At 67.8% G+C, this 18,707-nt stretch carries 20 protein-coding genes and 1 rRNA gene; 2 read left to right on the plus strand and 19 right to left on the minus strand.

From position 1 onward, the window contains the following. Positions 1-31: 31 nt before the first annotated feature. The 6 genes from der to CEX88_RS12395 are packed head-to-tail and all read right to left on the minus strand — an operon-like array spanning position 32 to position 5,319. The gene (gene der, locus CEX88_RS12370) at positions 32-1,447 is read right to left on the minus strand and encodes a ribosome biogenesis GTPase Der (RefSeq protein ID WP_094293686.1); all 1,416 of its coding nucleotides are present in this window, start codon (positions 1,445-1,447) and stop codon (positions 32-34) included. Next, positions 1,444-2,127 carry a (d)CMP kinase gene (gene cmk, locus CEX88_RS12375; RefSeq protein ID WP_066843236.1) on the minus strand — a complete coding sequence of 228 codons (684 nt, stop codon included), beginning with the start codon at positions 2,125-2,127 and terminating at the stop codon, positions 1,444-1,446. Before cmk ends, der begins: the two co-directional genes overlap by 4 nt. Beyond that, positions 2,124-2,867, minus strand: a complete 744-nt coding sequence (locus CEX88_RS12380) for a pseudouridine synthase (RefSeq protein WP_094293687.1) — start codon at positions 2,865-2,867, stop codon at positions 2,124-2,126. Before CEX88_RS12380 ends, cmk begins: the two co-directional genes overlap by 4 nt. Continuing rightward, entirely contained in the window at positions 2,860-3,609 is a 750-nt protein-coding gene (gene scpB / locus CEX88_RS12385; protein WP_094293688.1) for an SMC-Scp complex subunit ScpB, read from the minus strand. The genes CEX88_RS12380 and scpB overlap by 8 nt, the downstream gene beginning before the upstream one ends. Further along, positions 3,602-4,438 carry a segregation/condensation protein A gene (locus tag CEX88_RS12390; RefSeq protein WP_094293708.1) on the minus strand — a complete coding sequence of 279 codons (837 nt, stop codon included), beginning with the start codon at positions 4,436-4,438 and terminating at the stop codon, positions 3,602-3,604. The genes scpB and CEX88_RS12390 overlap by 8 nt, the downstream gene beginning before the upstream one ends. An 8-nt stretch (positions 4,439-4,446) precedes the next feature. Next, entirely contained in the window at positions 4,447-5,319 is an 873-nt protein-coding gene (locus tag CEX88_RS12395) for a ParA family protein (protein ID WP_066843232.1), read from the minus strand. Positions 5,320-5,457: 138 nt separating this feature from the next. On the opposite strand from CEX88_RS12395, the gene CEX88_RS12400 reads away from it, so the two are divergent. Further along, the gene (locus CEX88_RS12400) at positions 5,458-6,222 is read left to right on the plus strand and encodes an O-methyltransferase (protein WP_094293689.1); all 765 of its coding nucleotides are present in this window, start codon (positions 5,458-5,460) and stop codon (positions 6,220-6,222) included. A 52-nt stretch (positions 6,223-6,274) separates the two neighbouring features. Here the strand turns inward: CEX88_RS12400 and xerD are convergent, their stop codons facing one another. The 6 genes from xerD to CEX88_RS12430 all read right to left on the minus strand — a co-directional run bounded on the left by xerD (position 6,275) and on the right by CEX88_RS12430 (position 12,371). Next, positions 6,275-7,222: a site-specific tyrosine recombinase XerD gene (gene xerD, locus CEX88_RS12405; RefSeq protein ID WP_094293690.1), complete on the minus strand. Its 948-nt coding sequence runs from the start codon at positions 7,220-7,222 to the stop codon at positions 6,275-6,277. Beyond that, a complete protein-coding gene (locus CEX88_RS12410) occupies positions 7,219-7,839 on the minus strand; it encodes an NUDIX domain-containing protein (RefSeq protein ID WP_066843229.1) in 621 nt (206 codons plus the stop codon). Before CEX88_RS12410 ends, xerD begins: the two co-directional genes overlap by 4 nt. After that, entirely contained in the window at positions 7,832-9,595 is a 1,764-nt protein-coding gene (locus CEX88_RS12415) for a CTP synthase (protein ID WP_066843226.1), read from the minus strand. Before CEX88_RS12415 ends, CEX88_RS12410 begins: the two co-directional genes overlap by 8 nt. A 182-nt stretch (positions 9,596-9,777) precedes the next feature. Further along, complete coding sequence (locus CEX88_RS12420) at positions 9,778-10,716, minus strand: copper transporter (RefSeq protein WP_066843224.1); 939 nt, start codon at positions 10,714-10,716, stop codon at positions 9,778-9,780. Between the two features lie 9 nt (positions 10,717-10,725). Continuing rightward, entirely contained in the window at positions 10,726-11,910 is a 1,185-nt protein-coding gene (steA, locus tag CEX88_RS12425) for a putative cytokinetic ring protein SteA (RefSeq protein WP_066843222.1), read from the minus strand. Between the two features lie 80 nt (positions 11,911-11,990). Further along, positions 11,991-12,371 carry a VOC family protein gene (locus tag CEX88_RS12430; protein ID WP_066843221.1) on the minus strand — a complete coding sequence of 127 codons (381 nt, stop codon included), beginning with the start codon at positions 12,369-12,371 and terminating at the stop codon, positions 11,991-11,993. 31 nt (positions 12,372-12,402) lie between these two features. Here CEX88_RS12430 and CEX88_RS12435 point away from each other — a divergent pair, with 31 nt between their 5' ends. Continuing rightward, entirely contained in the window at positions 12,403-12,978 is a 576-nt protein-coding gene (locus tag CEX88_RS12435; RefSeq protein WP_066843219.1) for a TetR/AcrR family transcriptional regulator, read from the plus strand. Here the strand turns inward: CEX88_RS12435 and recN are convergent. The 7 genes from recN to rrf all read right to left on the minus strand — a co-directional run bounded on the left by recN (position 12,975) and on the right by rrf (position 18,703). Further along, positions 12,975-14,759 carry a DNA repair protein RecN gene (gene recN, locus CEX88_RS12440; protein WP_094293691.1) on the minus strand — a complete coding sequence of 595 codons (1,785 nt, stop codon included), beginning with the start codon at positions 14,757-14,759 and terminating at the stop codon, positions 12,975-12,977. The genes CEX88_RS12435 and recN overlap by 4 nt on opposite strands. Further along, a complete protein-coding gene (locus tag CEX88_RS12445; RefSeq protein WP_066843247.1) occupies positions 14,759-15,658 on the minus strand; it encodes an NAD kinase in 900 nt (299 codons plus the stop codon). The genes recN and CEX88_RS12445 overlap by 1 nt, the downstream gene beginning before the upstream one ends. Positions 15,659-15,678: 20 nt before the next feature. Continuing rightward, complete coding sequence (locus tag CEX88_RS12450; RefSeq protein ID WP_094293692.1) at positions 15,679-16,482, minus strand: TlyA family RNA methyltransferase; 804 nt, start codon at positions 16,480-16,482, stop codon at positions 15,679-15,681. Between the two features lie 5 nt (positions 16,483-16,487). Next, complete coding sequence (locus CEX88_RS12455; protein ID WP_064396545.1) at positions 16,488-16,673, minus strand: hypothetical protein; 186 nt, start codon at positions 16,671-16,673, stop codon at positions 16,488-16,490. Positions 16,674-16,681: 8 nt separating this feature from the next. Then, positions 16,682-17,704, minus strand: coding sequence for an HAD-IIA family hydrolase (locus CEX88_RS12460; protein WP_094293693.1), 1,023 nt, complete (start codon positions 17,702-17,704; stop codon positions 16,682-16,684). Between the two features lies 1 nt (position 17,705). Beyond that, positions 17,706-18,485, minus strand: a complete 780-nt coding sequence (locus tag CEX88_RS12465) for a tetratricopeptide repeat protein (protein ID WP_082961661.1) — start codon at positions 18,483-18,485, stop codon at positions 17,706-17,708. A 103-nt stretch (positions 18,486-18,588) separates the two neighbouring features. Continuing rightward, positions 18,589-18,703: ribosomal RNA gene (gene rrf / locus CEX88_RS12470) — 5S ribosomal RNA — on the minus strand. Between the last annotated feature and the right edge of the window lie 4 nt (positions 18,704-18,707).

An 18,707-nucleotide genomic window follows, 5' to 3' on the forward strand; every position in this document is an offset into this window, starting at 1 on the left:
GCGGCGCCCACCGCCGGTTGCGCTCGACAAATCACCGAGAGCGGGGTCCCCGCTTCTCTCGCATCCGCACGTTGATCCGGATCGGGCTGCCCTCGAAGCCGAACGTCTCGCGCAGTCGCCGCTCCAGGAACCGTCGATAGCCGGCCTCCAGGAACCCCGAGGTGAACAGCACGAACGTCGGCGGGCGAGCTGTGGCCTGGGTGGCGAACAGGATCCGCGGTTGCTTACCGCCGCGCACCGGCGGCGGATGGGCCGCCACCACTTCCTTGAGGAACGTGTTCAACCGCCCCGTGGAGATGCGGGTGTCCCACGACTCGAGCGACTTCTCCAGGGCCGGGACCAGTTTCTGCACCGCGCGGCCCGTCTTGGCCGAGATGTTCACCCGCGGCGCCCACTGCAACTGCACGAGCTCGCGGTCGATCTCGCGGTCCAGCAGGTAACGGCGGTCCTCGTCGACCAGGTCCCACTTGTTGAACGCCAGCACCAGCGCCCGGCCGGCCTCGATCACCATCGACAGCACGCGCTGGTCCTGCTCGGTCAGCGGCTGCGACGCGTCGATCAGGACGATCGCCACCTCGGCCGCGTCGATGGCGCCGTGGGTGCGCACCGACGCATAGAACTCGTGCCCGCTCGCCTGCCCCACCTTGCGCCGCAGACCCGCGGTATCGACGAACCGCCACATCTTGCCGTCCATCTCGATCAGCGAGTCGACCGGATCGACGGTGGTGCCCGCGACGTCGTGGACGACGGAGCGCTGATCACCGGCCAGCCGGTTCAGCAGCGAGCTCTTGCCCACGTTCGGCTTGCCCACGAGCGCAACCCGGCGCGGTCCTCCCCCACCGCTGGACATCTCTGACACCGTGGGCAGCGCGTCGATCACGGTGTCGAGCAGATCGGCCACCCCGCGGCCGTGCATGGCGCTGATCGGGTGCGGCTCGCCCAGACCCAGCGACCACAGCATGGCGGCGTCGGCTTCCCCGCGCTCGCTGTCAACCTTGTTGGCCGCCAGGAACACCGGCTTACCGGAGCGTTGCAACAGCTTCGCTGCCGCCTCGTCGGCAGTGGTGGCGCCGACCACCGCGTCGACGACGAAGATGATCGCGTCGGCTGTCCGCATCGCCACCGATGCCTGCTCGGCCACCAGCTGTTGCAGACCCTTCGCGTCGGGCTCCCAACCGCCGGTGTCCTGCAGGATGAATCTGCGGCCCAACCACAACGCGTCGTAGGACACCCGGTCGCGCGTCACCCCCGGTACGTCCTGCACGACGGCTTCTCGACGGCCCAGGATCCGGTTCACCAACGTCGACTTACCGACGTTCGGTCGCCCGACGACGGCGACGACGGGCGGTGCCGTCGCGGCCTCCTCGATTGCCTCGGCTATATCTCTTGCCGAGTCTTCGGCGATCTCCCAATCGCTTTCGTCGACCCAGGTTCCGTCCTCGCTCATCGCTGCGCTCCCGCCCGCTCCCGCACGAGGTTTCTCAGATGCTCGATCACGTCGGGCTGCGTCATCGCACTGGTGTCGACGACGACGGCGTCGTCGGCAGGCCGCAACGGCGAGACCGCCCGCGTGGAGTCGAGGTGGTCGCGCCGCTTGACGTCGGCCAGCACCGCCTCGTAGTCATCGTCCAGACCGGTCGCCTTGTTCTGGTCGTTGCGGCGTCGCGCACGCTCTTCGGCCGATGCGGTCAAGAAAATCTTGAGGTCGGCGTCGGGCAGCACCACCGTCCCGATGTCACGGCCCTCCACGACGACGCTGTCCGGCCCGGAGGCCAGCTTGCGCTGCAGGTCGACGAGTCGTGTGCGCACGGCGGGCACCGCCGAGACCGCTGACACCGCCTTGGTCACCGCGTCGCCGCGGATCTCAGACGAAACGTCTTCTCCGTCAAGGTAAGAGCAATCTTCATCGGGGTTGTAGCCGACGGCCAGTTCGGCGTCTGCGGCGGTCGCCGCGACGGCCTCGGTATCGGTCAGCTCGACACCGGCACGCAGTACGGCCAGTGTGACGATCCGGTACATCGCCCCGGTGTCGAGGTACCGGGCGTTCAGCTCACGCGCCAAACCCCTTGACACCGTTGACTTGCCAGTTCCGGCGGGACCGTCGACGGCGATGACCAGTGGCGTCACAGGCCGACCGCCCTGTACAACTCGCCGAGCTCCTTCTGCGTCAGCACCCGGATGCTGCCCGGACGCTGATCGCCGAGCGTGACGGTGCCGATGTCGGTTCGCACCAGCTCCTGCACCGGATGGCCGACCGCCGCGAGCATCCGACGCACGATCCGCTTGCGACCTTCGTGCAGGGTGACCCGCACCAGCGTCTTGCCGGGAACCTTGTCGACGACCGCGAAATCGTCGACCCGTGCCGGTCCGTCGTCGAGTTCAACGCCGTAGCGCAGCTGGCGGCCCACCCCGCGGGGCACTGCGCCCAGCACGGTGGCCAGGTAGGTCTTGGGCACCTCGAACGAGGGGTGCATCAGCCGGTGGGCCAGCTCCCCGTCGTTCGTCAACAGCATCAGCCCCTCGGTGTCGGCGTCGAGCCGGCCGACATGAAACAGCTTCTTGTTACCCCGAACCCGGTGCTCGACAAGGTCACCGATGCACGGGCGGCCCCGGTCGTCGGACATCGTCGAATGCATGCCCTTGGGTTTGTTGATCGCCAGGTGCACCAGCGTGTCGTCGAGCGTCACCCGCGCCCCGTCGACCCGGATCACCGAGACCTCGGGGTCGACGCGGGTGCCCAACTCGGTGACGACGCGGTCGTCGACCTCCACGCGTCCGTCCCTGATCATCTTCTCGGCGACCCGGCGCGACGCAATTCCGGCCTGCGACAACACTTTCTGCAGCCGCACGCCTTCGGGTTCAGCCATGTGCGTCGGTGTCCACATCGAAGGACAGCGGCTGTTCGGGCGCCGGAGCACCGCTGAGTTTCATGAAACGCGGGTCCTCGTCCAGGGTTTCGCTGAGGTCGTCGATCACGTCGACGTCGGGCAGCAGCGGCGCGATGTCGGGGAGGTCGGCCAGAGACGTCAGGCCCAACCGTTCGAGGAAGAGCTCCGTGGTCGCGAACGTCACTGCGCCGGTGTCGGGATCAGTGCCCGCCTCGGTGATCAGGCCGCGGGCCACCAGCGTGCGTATCACCGCATCGACGTTGACGCCGCGCACCGCGCTCACTCGGGCGCGAGTCACCGGCTGCCGATAGGCCACCACGGCCAGCGTCTCCAGCGCCGCGCGCGTCAGCTTCGAGCGCGCCCCGTCGAGGAGCAACCGTTCCACATACGGGGCGTAGCGCGAGCGCGTGTACATCCGCCAGCCGCCCCCCGCCTCGCGCAGGTCGATACCGCTGTCACGGGCGGTGTACTCCTGGGCCATCGCCTGCAACTTCGCCGCGACGCGGTACGGCGGCTGCTCGATCGCCAGCGCCAGTTGCTCCACGGTCGCCGGGGTGTCGACCACCAGCAGCAGCGCCTCGAGCACCGCGCCGAGCTCACCGTCCTCCAGCTCGGGCGGTTCGGCGACGTCGATCCCGAGATCGGTCGCGTCGGCCGCGACGCCCTCGCGGTCGAGGTCCGTCGCGACCTCGTCGAGGTTGTCGTGGTCTTCGCTATCCATACTGATCTTCTTCCACCGCCAGGTGTTGGTGTGTCGGCCGCTCGCCGGTCCACGAAATCTGCAGCACACCAAGCGCTTCAGGTTGTTCGAATGCTACCGCCCGAGCCCGGTACAGCTCGAGCAGCGCCAGGAACCGCCCGACGATCTCGATCGGCGCTTCACAATCGGCGACCAGATCTCGGAAGGACGCCCACTGGCCGATCCCGCGGCTCTCCAGCAGTGCCATCAGATTACCGATCTGCTCGGGAACCGACACCGCCGCGTGGTGCAGATGCTCGGTGCTCACCGTCGGCACCGGCCGCGGCGTGAACGCCGCCGCGGCGATCTGCGCGAAGGCCTCAGCGTCCACGCCGATCATCACTTCGGGCAGCAGCGCGGAGTAACGGTCCTCCAATGCGACCGCACGCGGGTAGCTGCGCAGCGCCGCGGCTTCCAGTTCGGCGAACATTTCGGCGACGTGCTTGAACGCGCGGTACTGCAGCAGGCGGGCGAACAGCAGGTCACGTACTTCGAGCAGGGCGAGGTCTTCTTCGTCGTGCACCTCGCCGGCTGGCAGCAGGCGCGCCGCCTTCAGGTCGAGCAGGGTCGCGGCGATCACCAGGAACGCGGTGGTCTCGTCGAGTTCGAGCTGGGGGCCGATCGCCTTGGTGTAGGCGATGAAGTCGTCGGTCACCCGGTGCAGTGCCACCTCCGTGACGTCGAGGCGGTGGGCGAAGATCAGCTGCAACAGCAGGTCGAACGGGCCCTCGAAATTGCTCAGCCGAACCTGAAAACCCGACTGTGGAGCATCGTCCGAATCCGGGGTCGTCTCGGCTTCGGTCCCCGTCACCGGGTCATTCACGCGCCGAACCGGTGGATGACCTCGCGAGCCAGAGATCGATACGATTGCGCCCCACCGGATTTCGGCGCCCATGTGGTGATCGGTTCACCGGCGACACTGGTTTCGGGGAAGCGCACCGTGCGGGTGATGACGGTGTCGAACACGAGGTCACCGAAACGCTCCACTACCCGGGCCATGACTTCGCGTGAGTTTACGGTGCGCGGGTCGTAGCGGGTGATCAGGATGCCGCTGATCGACAGCTTCGGATTCAGCCGGTCGTGGACCTTGTCGACGGTGTCGGTGAGCAGAGCCAGGCCGCGCAGCGAGAAGAACTCACACTCGGTCGGGATGATCACACCGTCGCTGCACGCCAAGCCGTTCACGGTGAGCAAGCCGAGCGATGGCTGGCAGTCGATCAGGACGTAGTCGTAGCGGTCCAGCACCGGGTACAGCGCACGCGCCAGCGACTGTTCCCGGCCGACCTCGTTCACCAGTTGGATCTCTGCCGCCGACAAATCGATGTTGCTGGGCACGAGGTCGAGGTTCTTGACCCGGGTGTGGATCAGCACATCGTCGATCGACACCCGCGGTTCCACCAGCAGGTTGTGCACCGTGTGCTCGAGTTCGTAGTGCGGCACCCCCAGGCCCGCCGACAGGGCGCCCTGCGGGTCCAGATCGACGAGCAGCACCCGGCGGCCGTACTCGGCCAGGCTGGCGCCGAGGTTGATCGTCGACGTGGTCTTGCCGACCCCGCCCTTCTGGTTGCACATCGCGATGACCTTGGCCGGACCGTGCGTCGTCTTCGGCTGCGGTTCGGGGATGTCCCGCGGTGGCCGGCCGGTCAGACCCAGGGTCTCCGGTGTTCCGCCGCCTCCTGCGTCGTCGCTCATGCCTGACCGTCGCTGGTCAGGCAGTTCACGGGCATGGCGGACATCCGGGCAAGTTTAACGGCAGGAACGTGCCAGGTCAGCCAGACCCGCAGGCGAGTTGGGAGCCGATTGAGCCGCGTCGCGTCCTAGGCTGACGCCATGGGCTTGAGGCAACGGATCCCGCTGCTGAGGTGGTCGTTCCTGCGCTTGGCGCTAGGCGTGCGCAACATCTCCACCACCGGTCAGGTTGGTGACGGGCGCGAGGCCGCGCTTCGCGACTACGTGGTGGCCAACGCGCGGCAGGGTGACATCGACGACGTCCTCGCGACGATCGACCGGTTCGCCTACGAGAAGTCCTTCCTGATCAATGTCGGCGACCAGAAGGGCGCGATCCTCGACGCCGCGGTGCGCCGCGCCGACCCTCGCCTGGTGCTCGAGCTCGGCACCTACTGCGGATACGGTGCCCTGCGGCTGGCCAGGGCGGCACCGTCGGCGCGGATCTACTCGGTCGAACTCGCCGAGGCCAATGCCGATATCGCCCGGGATGTCTGGGCGCACGCGGGCGTCGCGGACCGCATCACGTGTGTGGTCGGCACGATCGGCGACGGCGGTCGCACCCTCGACGCGCTGGCTTCCGAGCACGGGTTCGGCCCGGACCTGCTCGACGTGGTGTTCATCGACCACGACAAGGCCGCCTACCTGGCCGATCTGCAGAGCATCCTCGACCGCGGCTGGCTGCACCGCGGCTCCGTCGTCGTCGCCGACAACGTGAAACTCCCCGGGGCGCCGAAGTACCGCGAATACATGCGCCGGCAGCAGGGCACGTTGTTCGACACCGTCGAGCACAGGACGCACGCGGAGTACCAGTCACTGTTCGCCGACCTGGTTCTCGAGTCCGAGTATCTGGGCGGACAACAGCCTTGACGGGTGGATTCCACGCAGCTGGTGCGGGCGATCAACCGGTTAAGGCCAACGGCTACCGCGCCCGCGGGTGGGCGCCGGCCCAGACCTCGCGCAGCGCGTTGACCGTGACCATGGTGTAGATCTGCGTCGTGGTCACCGAGGCGTGGCCGAGCAACTCCTGCACGACACGGACGTCGGCGCCGCCGTCGAGCAGATGCGTGGCGAACGAGTGCCGCAGCACGTGCGGCGACACCGCGGAGGTGATTCCGGCGCGCTCGGCGGAGTCCTGCAACACCTGCCACGCGCTCTGCCGCGACAGCCGCCCGCCGCGGGCGTTCAGGAAGATCGCGGGTGTGCCCCGGCCACGGCGCGCCAAGTCGGGACGCCCTCGTACGAAATAGACGTCGAGTGCGGTCACCGCCGGCCTGCCGATCGGGACCAGCCGGTGCTTGCCGCCCTTACCGCGCAGCAGCACCGAACGAGCATGGGTGTCGACGTCGTCGATGTCGAGCCCCACTGCCTCCGAGATGCGCGCCCCGGTCGAATACAGCAGTTCCAGCAGAGCGCGGTTACGCAGCGTGAGAGGGCTGTCGGCGTCGCTGTCGCCGCCCGCTGCCTCGAGGAGGGCCAGCACCTCGTCGAGCGACAGGCTCTTGGGCAGCCGCCTGCTCGGGGTCGGCGGCTTGACGTCCGAGGCGACGTCCAGTTCGGTCAACCCCTCGGCCGTCGCGAAGCGATGCAGGCCTCGCACCGCGATCAGCGCTCGCGCCGCCGACACCGCCGACAGCGGGGCGGTTCCGGCCTCGGCGTCCCCGCGGCGCAATGCCACCAGGAACTCGCTGACATCGGTCTGGGTCACCTTGGTCAAGTCGTCGATACCGCGTGCGGTCAGGTGTTCGATGTAGCGACGCAGGTCGCGGCGGTAGGAGCTCAATGTGTTGGCGGCCGCACCGCGTTCGATGGTCAGGTGGTCGAGATAGCCCTGGACCTGACCTTCGAGCGCGGTTGTGAAGGTCGTCACGGGAGCCCCTGACGGCGACCGAACGCGGTGGGCCGATCGGTCCACGGTGCGTCGACGCTTCTCAGCTTGTCCGGGTCGGTGACGGTGTTGGCCGCCAAAATGCCGCTGACGGCAATGGAATTGACGATCTCACCGGCCAGCACCATGCGTACCGCCTCGTCGAGCGGATACCACCGCAGCGTCAGGTCGGCTTCCTCGTCGCGGGCTTCGGGGCGTCCGACGTCGGTGAGCCCGGTGGCCAGATAGACCCGCACGCTCTCGTCGCTGAAGCCCGGCGCGGAGTCGAGGTCGACCAGCACGCGCCAATCGGTGGCCGACAGTCCGGCCTCCTCCTCGAGTTCACGCGCGGCGGTGACGTGCGGCGGTTCGCCTCCGAGGTCGAGTAGGCCGGCGGGCAACTCCCACAGGCGACGGCCCAGCGGATGCCGGTACTGGTAGACCATCGCGATGTTGCGGTCCTCGTCCATCGCCAGCACCGCGACGGCACCGTAGTGCTCGACGACCTCGCGGCGGGCGGTATGTCCGCCGGGCATGCGCACCTCGTCGGCGCGCAACGCGAAGATGTTTCCGACGTAGAGGGTTTCAGAGGAGACCGTCTCGAAGTCGTGGTCAGCCACGAGTCGCGGGCTCTTGCAGCAGGGCCCCGACCTCGGCGCCGTGCTCGACGCCGTTGGACCGCTGCTCGGGGATGTCCATACCGGGCAAGCGCTCCTCGGCCTTGTAGTCCAGGGCCGCGCCCACGAACGCGACGAACAACGGGTGCGGTCGGGTGGGCCTGCTCTTGAGCTCGGGATGCGCCTGGGTGCCGACGATGAAGCGGTGCGTGTCGCGCGGATACTCGACGAACTCGACGAGGTGGCCGTCCGGGGAGGTTCCCGAGAACCGCAGTCCGCTCTCGGCGATGCGGTCGCGGTACTGGTTGTTGACCTCGTAGCGGTGACGGTGCCGCTCCGACACCTCCGTGGCGTCATAAGCTTGCGCTACGATCGAATCCGGTTCCAGCACAGCCGGATACGCGCCCAGCCGCATGGTGCCGCCGAGATCGGCCTCCCCTGCGACGGCGTCGCGTTGGTCGGCCATGGTGGAGATCACCGGGTGCGGGGTGGTCGGGTCGAACTCCGCGGAGTTGGCTTCGGTGATGCCGACCGACCGGGCCGCCTCGATCACGATGCACTGCAGCCCCAGGCACAGCCCCAACACGGGCAGACCCCGCTTGCGGGCGTACTGGATCGCACCGATCTTGCCCTCGATGCCGCGGATGCCGAAGCCACCGGGTATCAGTACCGCGTGCACGTCGGCCAGCGCAGCGGCCGCGTCGCCGTCGACCTCGCAGTCGTCGGAGGCCACCCAGCGCATCTCCACCTTGGCCCGGTGCGCGAACCCGCCCGCTCGCAATGCCTCGGCCACCGACAGGTACGCATCCGACAAGTCGATGTACTTGCCCACCAACGCGATTCGCACCGTCTCGTGCGGTTCGTGCACCCGCTGAAGCAGGTCGTTCCATTGTGTCCAGTCGACGTCGCGGAACGGCAGGTTCAACCTGCGCACGACGTAGGCGTCGAGCTCCTCGCGGTGCAGCACCTTCGGGATGTCGTAGATCGAGGGGGCGTCCGGGGTGGAGATGACGCCGTCGATGTCGACGTCGCACATCAACGCGATCTTGTTCTTCAGCGGTTCCGGGACGTCCCTGTCGCAGCGCAGGATCAACGCGTCCGGGGTGATGCCGATGCTGCGCAGCGCGGCCACCGAATGCTGAGTCGGCTTGGTCTTCAGTTCCCCCGACGGCGCCATGTAGGGCACCAGCGAGCAGTGCAGGAAGAAGCAATTCTCCCGACCCACCTCGTGGCGTACCTGGCGCGCCGCTTCCAGGAACGGCAGCGATTCGATGTCGCCGACCGTGCCGCCGATCTCGGTGATCACCACATCGGGGCGCCTGCCGTCGACGTCCGGTGCGGCCATCTCCAGGATTCGTGCCTTGATCTCGTCGGTGATGTGCGGGATCACCTGCACGGTGTCGCCGAGGTACTCACCGCGTCGTTCCTTGGCGATGACCGTCGAATACACCTGTCCCGTGGTCACGTTCGCCGACCCTGACAGGTTCCGGTCGAGGAAGCGCTCGTAGTGGCCCACGTCGAGGTCGGTCTCGGCGCCATCCTCGGTGACGAACACCTCACCGTGCTGGAAGGGGTTCATGGTGCCGGGGTCGACGTTGAGGTACGGGTCGAGCTTCTGCATCGTCACCTGCAGGCCGCGCGCGGTCAGCAGCTGCCCGAGGCTCGAAGCGGTGAGTCCCTTGCCGAGTGAAGAGACGACGCCACCGGTGACGAAGAGGTGCTTGGTGGCCGTTTGCGGATGTTTGCGTAACGCTGGCAAGAACGACCTCCGTGACGACGGGCAGGGCTTACGTCTCTAGGCTGATTCCTAGTTTGGGGCCTGCCGACCCACGGAACCCCACCTTAACACCGAGGGCGACACCGCGTCGGTGACGCGCCGAGGACCTGAGCGTCGGTGACGCGCCGAGGACCTGAGCGTCGGGGACCCTGGCGTGCGACGGCCTACTGCGGCACGGTGACCGACGTCGCACCCTGGCCGATGCCGTATTGGCCGGGCTTGCCGCCATTGGCCAGATCGCCCAGCGCCAGCACCGAGGTGATGCGGCCGGATTCGGTGCCGACGTCGTCGACCGTGCTGACCGCCGAGGTCAGTGCGGGATCCGAGCGCGTCACGGCGATCGCCGCGGTCCCCGATGCCGATCCGTCGCGGCCGACCAGGACGGTGCCCGAACCGTGCGGGGCCAGCCCGCCGGCGAATCGGGCCACGGTGGCGCCCCGGTTGCCGGCGTCATCGCCCAGCGGTCCGCCGGTCACGATCACCGCGGTGTTCGCCGCGCCCACCCGGTCGGTGTAGGTGATGAAACCGGTGTCGCGCAGTGTGGCGAGCACCGTTTCGCGTTGCGTGTCGTCGACGGTCTGCACCTTGGGATCGCGATCGATCATCAGCGCGATGCCCAGCAGGTCGCCGGCCTGGGAGCCTTGGTCCACCGACGTGGTGCTGAGCTGTTTGCCCGCCGGCACAATCGGCGAGTTGACCACCGACAACAGCTTCTCGGCGGCGTTAGCCTCGACGAACTGTGCTGTCAGCCCGACGGTTCCGCTGACCGTTCCCCCGGCCTGACCGACGAGTCGTGTCATCGCGTCGACGTCATCATCGGCGGCGTCGGGGGTGCGGAACAGCACCACCGATTTGTCGACCAGTGTCTCGCGCAGGATGCGCGGTGACATTTGCGCATCGAACTCCCCTGCTGCGCCGAGTTTTTCGTTGAGCGCGTTCCTCTCGTCGGTCAGGGTGTTGATCCGCTCCTGGAGCTCGTTCTTGTCATCGCGCAGCCCCGACAGCACGGTGTTGGACAGCATCCCCGATCCGAGCGCGACACCGATGGCCAGCGCGAGGAACACCGCAGCGAGCGAAATCGCGTGTGTGCGTAGCGATATCATCGGGCGCTCCTAGGTGACCCAGCCCTGGACCCACAGCGAGAAGCGGTTCCAGTAGTCCACGATCCAGTCCAGCAGCGCGGCGTCGACACGTGCCACCCACAGCGCAACGATCACCGCGATCAACACGGCGAGCACCAGCAGCGCGATCGCTCCGCCCGACACCCGGCTGCGGTACAGCGTGGCAACGGCTTTGGCGTCGACGAGCTTCTCCCCCACCTTGAGCCGGGTCAGGAATGTCGACGGGTTGCTCTGCTGGCGCGCGCGGTCGAAGAACTCCTCGATGCTGGCGGTGTGGCCGGCAGTGACGATCAGCGACGCACCGTGATGGTCGCACAGCAATAACGCCAGGTCGGCGGCCGATCCCGCAGCAGGAAACGTCATCGCCCCGACCCCGAGGTCCTGGATTCGTTCGAGACCGGCGGCGTGCCCGTCGGCATCGGCGGGCAGCACCACCTGCGCCCCGGACCGCAGCACCTCGGCGCTCATCTTGTCGGGGTCGCCGACGATGAGTTGGGGCCGGTAGCCCGCCTTGCGCAGCACGTCGGCGCCGGTACCGACGCCCACCAGCACCGGTTGGTACTCCTTGATGAAGGGTTTGAGCGCTTTGAGGTCGATGGCGGCATCGACGTCCTCGGCGACTATCACGACGTGGCGCCGGTTGAGGTCGACGTCGATGTCGGGGATGCCGATGCCGTCGATCAGCAGCGGGCTCTCACTGCGGATGAATTCGATGGTGTTGCCCGCGAACGCCTCGAGATGGGCCACCAACCCGCTCTTGGCCTCGTGCATCAGCTCATGGATTTCGTGATCGGTGCGCTCGACGCCCAGCACGAGGCGCCGATCACCGGTGTAGATGCCGCCCTCGTGCAGACGCACCCGCGCGCCGTCCTTGACCTTCTTGAAGACGTCGTCGCCGGTGTCGTCGATCAGGGTGATCCCGTTGGCGACCAGAACCTCGGGCCCCAGGTTGGGATAGCGCCCGGAGATGGAGGGCGAGGCGTTGACCACGCCGGTGACACCGGCCTCGACGAGCGCATCTGCGGTGATGCGGTCGAGGTCGAGGGCGTCGATGACGACGATGTCGCCGGGGGTGACGCGTCGCAGAAGTCGATCGATGTCGCGGTCGACTCTGGCCGTGCCGGTGATGCCCGGACGTGAGCTGGCATTACGAGATAGCAGCGCTGACATCTTCATGCGCCGATTTTGTCGAGATCAGCGAGCTATCTGTCGGAGGCGCGCCGTATCATCTGTCCCTTTTGTCACACACGTAACACTCAGCGGGATGGTTCGAACAATTCCACGAGATTGCCGGACGGATCAGAGACCAAGGCTTGACGCCCGCCGCGGCCCGTGATGACGTCCCCGCGAAAACGCACGCCGGCGTCGGAGAGCCGGGAGACGGTGTCGTCAAGGTCGTTGACTTCCAACTGGATTCGATTCCAGCCGCCAGGAACGGGCCGGCTGCCGTCGCTGAGCGTCTCCCCCGCTCCGCCTCCGCCGCCGGGTGAGTTCAACAGCAGCCGCAACTCGTCGCGATGGAGCATGGCGAACCCGGGTCCGGGTCTGAAGTCCACGTCAAAGCGAAAGTGATTGGTGTAGAACTGGACGGCTGAATCGACGTCATCCACTATGTAGCGAACACTAACAGTACTCATAAGTGCACCTCCTAAGGGTTATGATACATAAATGTCCCAGATAGGTCGACTCGATCCGCGCGCAGAACACTCTCGCCGGACAATCCTTCGCGCCGCACTCGACGAGTTCGCCGAGGTCGGCTACGCCGGGTTCCGGATGGAGTCTGTCGCCGCTCGGGCGCGCGTGGGCCGCAGCACGTTGTATCGGCATTGGCCGGACAGGACTGCGTTGATCGCCGACGCTCTCGAGACTCTCAATGTTCAGCCGAACCCCGGGCGGGAAGCACCCACCGGGACGGCACGCGAGCAGGTTCAGATTCTGCTGGAGCACCTCGCCGCCGCCCTGAGCGATTCCGCAGTCTCGGCCTGCATTCCCGCGCTCGTGCACGCCGCGGAGACCGAACCCGACATCCGCCGGTTCTTCCATGAATATTCGGCGCTACGACGCCGGCGGCTCACCGCCACCATCGCCTCCGGTGTCAGTGACGGGCAGTTTCCGGCCCGCGTCGATCCCGAGGCCGCATCCGTGGCGCTGTCGGGTGCCCTGTTCTACCGGCGCCTGGCGAGCGACGAAGCCGTCGAGCCGAAATTCCTCAGCGCGCTGATCGACACGGTGCTGGGCGGCTAACCGCCTTCGGCGCGCTCGTTCTGCGCCGCCTCGAGCAGCTCGCGGGCGTGGGCGCGGCCGCTGTCGGATTCGCCGAGCCCGGCCAGCATGCGCGCCAGCTCGGCCACCCGCTCCTCGTCGTCGAGGCGCCGAACCCCGCTCCTCGGGGACTTTCGGCCACCGCTGTCGGTGCTTTTCCCACCCTCTCCCCCGACGACGAGGTGCACGTCGGCATAGGCGGCGACTTGCGGCAGGTGCGTGACGACGATGACCTGATGGGTGCGGGCCAGCCGGCCCAACCGACGGCCGATCTGCACCGCTGCCCGGCCTCCGACTCCGGCATCGACCTCGTCGAACACCATCGTGGTTCCCTCCGCCGACGAGGACAACACGACCTCGAGTGCCAGCATGACCCGCGAGAGTTCACCGCCCGATGCGCTCTTGTGTAGGGGCAGAACATCGGTGCCGCGAGTGGCGAAGCCGAACTCGACATTGTCGACGCCGTCGCGGCCGGCATGCACCGTCTCGCCCGACGCCAACACGACCGGCGCCGAGTCGTCGGCGCGCGCGAGCAGCGGGCCCACGGACACGGTGAACACCGCGCCGGCCATGGCCAGCCCGGACAGTTCCGCGGTCACCGCCTTGGATAGACCCTTGGCGGCCTTGGTTCGGGCCTTGGTGAGGTCGGCGGCTGCGGCGACGGTCTTCGCCTCGAGTTCGTCGACCCGATGTTGCAGACCGGCGAGCGCTTCCTCGGACACGTCGAGTTGATCGAGCCGTTCCCGGGACTCACGGGCCCACTCGAGCACCCCGTCGATGTCGGCGGCGTACTTGCGGGTGAGGGAACGGAGTTCGGCTTGCCGGGCGAGCTTGGTCTCCAGCGCGCTGGTGTCGGTCGGCAGCCCGGACAGATAGGTGCCGAGTTCGCCGCTGACATTGGTGATCACGGCGATGGCTTCGCTGAGCTGCTCGGCCAATGCGGTCAACGAGGTGTCTTCAGTGGCCTCCAGCGCCGATTTGGCCTGTGCGACACCATGGGCCGCGGACACGGCGTCGGGCGAGGGGTCGTCGGGTCCTGCGAGGGCAGCCCGGGCGATCTGGGCTGCGTCGCGTAATGCGTCCAGTTCGGAAAGCCGCCGGATGTCGTCGACGAGCGCGGCATCCTCACCCGGTTGCGGTGCGGCCGCGTCGATTTCGTTGAGCCCGAACTTCAGCCGGTCGGCTTCGAGCGCCAGCTCCCGCGCTCGCTGTGTGCGGTCCAAGAGATCGCGCCGGGCCGACAGCCACTCCTCCCGCACGCGGCGGTACTTCTTCAGCTGCGTCTCGACATCGGCGAACCGGTCGAGCGCGCCGCGTTGTTCATCGGGGCGCATCAACCGCAGCTGGTCGTTCTGCCCGTGCAGCGTGAGCAGTTCGGCGGTGAAGCTGCTCAGCGATTTGGCCGGCACGCTGCGGCCGCCCAGATAGGCGCGCGACGGGCCGTCGCGGCTGACCGAGCGGGCCGCGATGACCGAGCCGTCGTCGTCGCGTTCGGCGCCGGAGCTGTCGAGGATCTCATCCACCAGCGACGCCACGCCATCACCGAGTTCGGTTGTGGTGAAACGTCCTTCGACAACCGCACGGTTGTCCCCGGAGCGCACCCTGGTGGCGTCGGCGCGTGCGCCGCCGAGCAGGTGCAGACCGGTGACCACCATCGTCTTGCCGGTACCGGTCTCGCCGGTCAGCACGGTGAAACCGACGTCGAATTCAGCGGTCGCGGCGCTGATCGCGCCCAGTGACTCGATACGGATCTCGGAAAGCACTACTGCCCGCGCCACCCCGTGACCGGCAAGCGAAACTTGCGCACCAGGCGGTCGGTGAACGGTGCGCTGTCGAGGCGTACCCACTTCACCGGGGTTCCGCACCGGGTGACCTCCACGCGTCCGCCGGCTGGAACCACCATCTCGCGGCGCCCATCGCAGAACACCAACGCGTCGTGGCTCCTTGCCTCGACCTCGATCGCGATCGCCGATTCAGGGCTGGTGACCATCGGCCGGGCGAACAATGCGTGAGCGTTGTTCGGTACCACCAGGATTGCCTCGAGGTCAGGCCACACGATCGGCCCGCCGGCGGAGAACGCCCACGCCGTCGACCCGGTCGGCGTCGCGACCAGCACACCGTCGCAGCCGAAGGACGACACGGGGCGGCCGTCGACCTCGAGGACGGCTCCGAGCACTCCGAGCCGGGGCCCCTTCTCGAGGCTGGCTTCGTTGAGCGCCCAGCCGCGGTCGACGATCTCGCCGTCCACGCGCACCACGACGTCGAGCGTCATCCGCTCCTCGACGCGGTAATCACGCTTGACGACCCGGTCGAGCACCGTGTCGATGGAGTCGGCCTCCGCCTCGGCGAGAAAGCCGATACGACCGAGATTGACGCCGAGCACCGGGATTTCGACGTTGCGAGCGAGTTCGGCAGCGCGCAGGAAGGTCCCGTCGCCGCCGAGGACCAGGACGAGTTCGCAACCCTCGGCGGCGCGCTCGTCGGCGTCGACCACTTCGATCTCGACGCCGAGCGAGCGCATGTCGTCGGGCGAGACGGGAACGGGTCCGCGGTCGACGGCTTCGGCCGACAGAACTTTGAGACCAATTCCGTTGTCGCCAAGCACCTTCTGCACGCGCCGGGCGACCTCGGTGACTTCGTCGCGGCCGGTGTGTACCACCATGAGAATTGCGCGGTCGGTGTTCACTGCGGACCCTCCGCGACGGCGGTACGGACGGCGGTCTCGAGGTCGTGTCCTTCCAATCCCCCGCCGGCGCGCAGGTGCAGGAAGTACTCCACGTTGCCGGACGGCCCGGGAAGCGGGCTCGCTGTCACCGCGACCGGATACCAGCGCAGTTCGGCGGTGCGTCGGGCCACCGACAGGACCGCCTCGGCGCGCAACGCCGGATCGGTGACCACGCCTCCGGCACCGACCCGGTCCTTGCCGACCTCGAATTGCGGCTTCACCATCGGAACGATATCGGCGTCAGGTGACGCGCACGACGTCAGCGCCGGCAGAACTGTGGTCAGTGAGATGAACGACAGGTCGGCGACGATAAGGTCGACGGGGCCGCCGATCGCGTCGGCCGTCAGCTCACGCACATTGGTGCGCTCCATCACGGTCACCCGCGGATCGTTTCGCAGCGACCAGGCCAGCTGTCCATAGCCGACGTCGGCGGCGATCACCTGGCGGGCGCCTCGGTCGAGCAGCACTTCGGTGAAGCCGCCCGTCGATGCGCCGGCGTCCAGGCATCGCTTGCCGTCCACCGGGAGACCGAATGCGTCCAGTGCCCCGATCAGCTTGTGCGCACCCCGCGACACCCAAGTGCGCTCGTCGGCACCCTCGATGGTGAGGCTGGCCGTGACCGAGACGGCGGTCGCGGGTTTGGCGGCTGGCATCCCGTCGATGCTCACCCGACCCGCACCGATCAGCTCGGCCGCCTGCTGGCGGGACCGGGCCAACCCTCGTCGCACCAACTCGGCGTCCACTCGCGCGCGCCGTGCCACGGCGCTCAGCCCTTCTCGACCGACTCGAGCGCCTGCACGAGCACGTCGTGCGCCTCTTCCAGCCGGGCCGCGAGCAGCTCGACGTCGTCGTCGGTCAGGTCCGCGAAACCCGAGCCTTCTTGCGCGGGGTCCGGCAGGTCTGCCAGCAACTCCGCGATCCGGGCGCGAATCTGTTCGGGATCGGTACTCATATCGAGGTTCACGCTAGCTGATTCGACTCGGGAAGCAGGGACCAGCGTTGCAGGGCCTGTTGGGCGGTGTCGTCACCGGCGGTGATCGCGACCGACCGGCCGTCGAGGCCGGCGTTCCATACCGCATCGGCGGTGGCCCGCACCACTGACAGGGCGTCGCTGGGATCGTGGCCGGTGGAGTGCACCGTCACCGTCGGTGACGCGACGTCGATGCGCCAGGCGGGGTGGGCCTCGATGCGCAATGCGGCCGACGAAGTGCCGAGCGACCGCAGATCAGCACCCAGATAGGTCGGCCGCTCCGAGGCCTGTGCATGGACGAGGTCGACGGCCGTGCTGACGCCGGTGAGCACGAGCAGGCTGGGCAGTCCGGCGGCGTTGGCCCCGGCGATGTCGGTGTCGAGGCGATCGCCGATCACCAGCGGGGTCTGAAAGGCGCCTCGAGCCAGGGCATCGGTGAGCAGAGTCGGCTGCGGCTTGCCCGCCACCTGGGGTTCGCGGTCGGTCGCCGCGCGTAGCGCCGCCACCATGGATCCGTTGCCGGGCAACAATCCCCGTTCCGACGGCAAGGTCCGGTCGACATTGGCCGCTACCCACAGGGCGCCGGCCCGGACGGCCAAAGCCGCTTCGGCCAGATCGGGCCAACCGGTCTGCGGTGAGTGCCCCTGCACGACGGCGACCGGTCCGTCCGACCACTGTCGGACGGGCTTCAGCCCGACGCGAATGACCTCGTTGGCAAGAGCTTCGGTTCCGACGACGAGAACGACTGCCCCAGAGGGCAGTTGGGCCGCCAACAGCCGTGCGGCGCTCTGTGCACTGGTGACGATGTCCTCTGGTGCGGCGCGAAAACCCAGGGCGTGAAGATGTCGGGCGACGTCGGCGGGCTCACGCGAGGCGTTGTTGGTGACGTAGAGGGCGCGTGCGCTGATCGTGGCGAGCGTATCGACCGCTCCAACGGTGGCTTCGTGTCCTCGGAAGACGGTGCCGTCGAGGTCGAGCAGAAGGCAGTCGTGCTCATGTGCGAGGGCGTTCACCTCAGGAGAGCTCCGTGATGCGTTCTTCGGCGTCGGTCACACCCTCCAGGTCGGCGGCGGCGGCGTTGATGAACCACTGGAGCGCGTCCTCGCTGCGGCCAAGGGCCAGAAGCGTTTCGGCGTATACGTAGAACAGGCGCGCCGCGGTCTGTCCCTTACGGCTCGGATCCAGTTGCGGCGTCGACAGAAGCGCCAAGGCCTGCTCGTGCTGCCCGAGATCGGAGCGAGCCCCGGCCACAACGATTTTGAGCTCGTCGGCGTCGTCGCCGGTGAGCTGGGCGGCCTCGGGGCTGCGAGCCAACTCGATCGCGCGCTCCGGACGTCCGACACCGCGTTCGCAGTCAGCGATCAGTGCGAGAAGGGATGATTTGCTACCCATCCGCCTGGCGGCGCGCAGTTCGGCGAGCGCCTGCGCCCAGTCGCCGCAGTGGTAGGCAGCGATACCGACCGCTTCGCGCACCGCGGGGATGCGGGCGGCGCGGTTGCGAGCGGCGCGGGCGTGTTCGAGTGCGGTCTGTGGATCGTCGTCGATGAGCTGGCCGGCGGCCACCAGGTGACGAGCCACGAAGTCGGCGGTCGAGCGGTCGAGTGTCGTCAGCTCGCCGCGCACGTCAGGCGCGAGTTGCCTTGGCTCGATGCCCTCCGGTATCGGCGGACCTGGCGGCTGACGGGATTCGTCGGGCTTGGGCTGCGCCCTTCGGGCCCGGTTCGGACCGGAGCTGCGGGGCGCTGACTGCTGTGGGCGGCGCCTGGCGTCGCCGTCCCTTCTGTCCTGAGCCACGTATGCCTTTCTACCCGATGGAGGAGTCTCGCGATAATGCGTAATGAATTGTCGCGAAATAGAATTACCCCCCACGCAATCGTGGGGGGTAATCCTAATTTGTGTTCGGCGGTGTCCTACTTTTCCGCCCGGGTGGGGCAGTATCATTGGCGCTGGCAGGCTTAGCTTCCGGGTTCGGGATGGGTCCGGGCGTTTCCCTGTCGCTATTGACCGCCGTAACTT

Origin of the sequence: Mycobacterium neumannii (assembly GCF_002245615.1) — a bacterium.
GTDB classification, from domain to species: Bacteria; Actinomycetota; Actinomycetes; order Mycobacteriales; family Mycobacteriaceae; genus Mycobacterium; species Mycobacterium neumannii_A.

Coding starts and splice junctions, on each gene's coding strand:
- der (WP_094293686.1), bottom strand. CDS start 1,447: ATGAGCGAGGACGGAACCTGGGTCGACGAAAGCGATTGGGAGATCGCC.
- CEX88_RS12380 (WP_094293687.1), bottom strand. CDS start 2,867: ATGGCTGAACCCGAAGGCGTGCGGCTGCAGAAAGTGTTGTCGCAGGCC.
- scpB (WP_094293688.1), bottom strand. CDS start 3,609: ATGGATAGCGAAGACCACGACAACCTCGACGAGGTCGCGACGGACCTC.
- CEX88_RS12395 (WP_066843232.1), bottom strand. CDS start 5,319: ATGAGCGACGACGCAGGAGGCGGCGGAACACCGGAGACCCTGGGTCTG.
- CEX88_RS12400 (WP_094293689.1), top strand. CDS start 5,458: ATGGGCTTGAGGCAACGGATCCCGCTGCTGAGGTGGTCGTTCCTGCGC.
- CEX88_RS12420 (WP_066843224.1), bottom strand. CDS start 10,716: ATGATATCGCTACGCACACACGCGATTTCGCTCGCTGCGGTGTTCCTC.
- steA (WP_066843222.1), bottom strand. CDS start 11,910: ATGAAGATGTCAGCGCTGCTATCTCGTAATGCCAGCTCACGTCCGGGC.
- CEX88_RS12430 (WP_066843221.1), bottom strand. CDS start 12,371: ATGAGTACTGTTAGTGTTCGCTACATAGTGGATGACGTCGATTCAGCC.
- CEX88_RS12435 (WP_066843219.1), top strand. CDS start 12,403: ATGTCCCAGATAGGTCGACTCGATCCGCGCGCAGAACACTCTCGCCGG.
- CEX88_RS12445 (WP_066843247.1), bottom strand. CDS start 15,658: ATGGTGGTACACACCGGCCGCGACGAAGTCACCGAGGTCGCCCGGCGC.
- CEX88_RS12455 (WP_064396545.1), bottom strand. CDS start 16,673: ATGAGTACCGATCCCGAACAGATTCGCGCCCGGATCGCGGAGTTGCTG.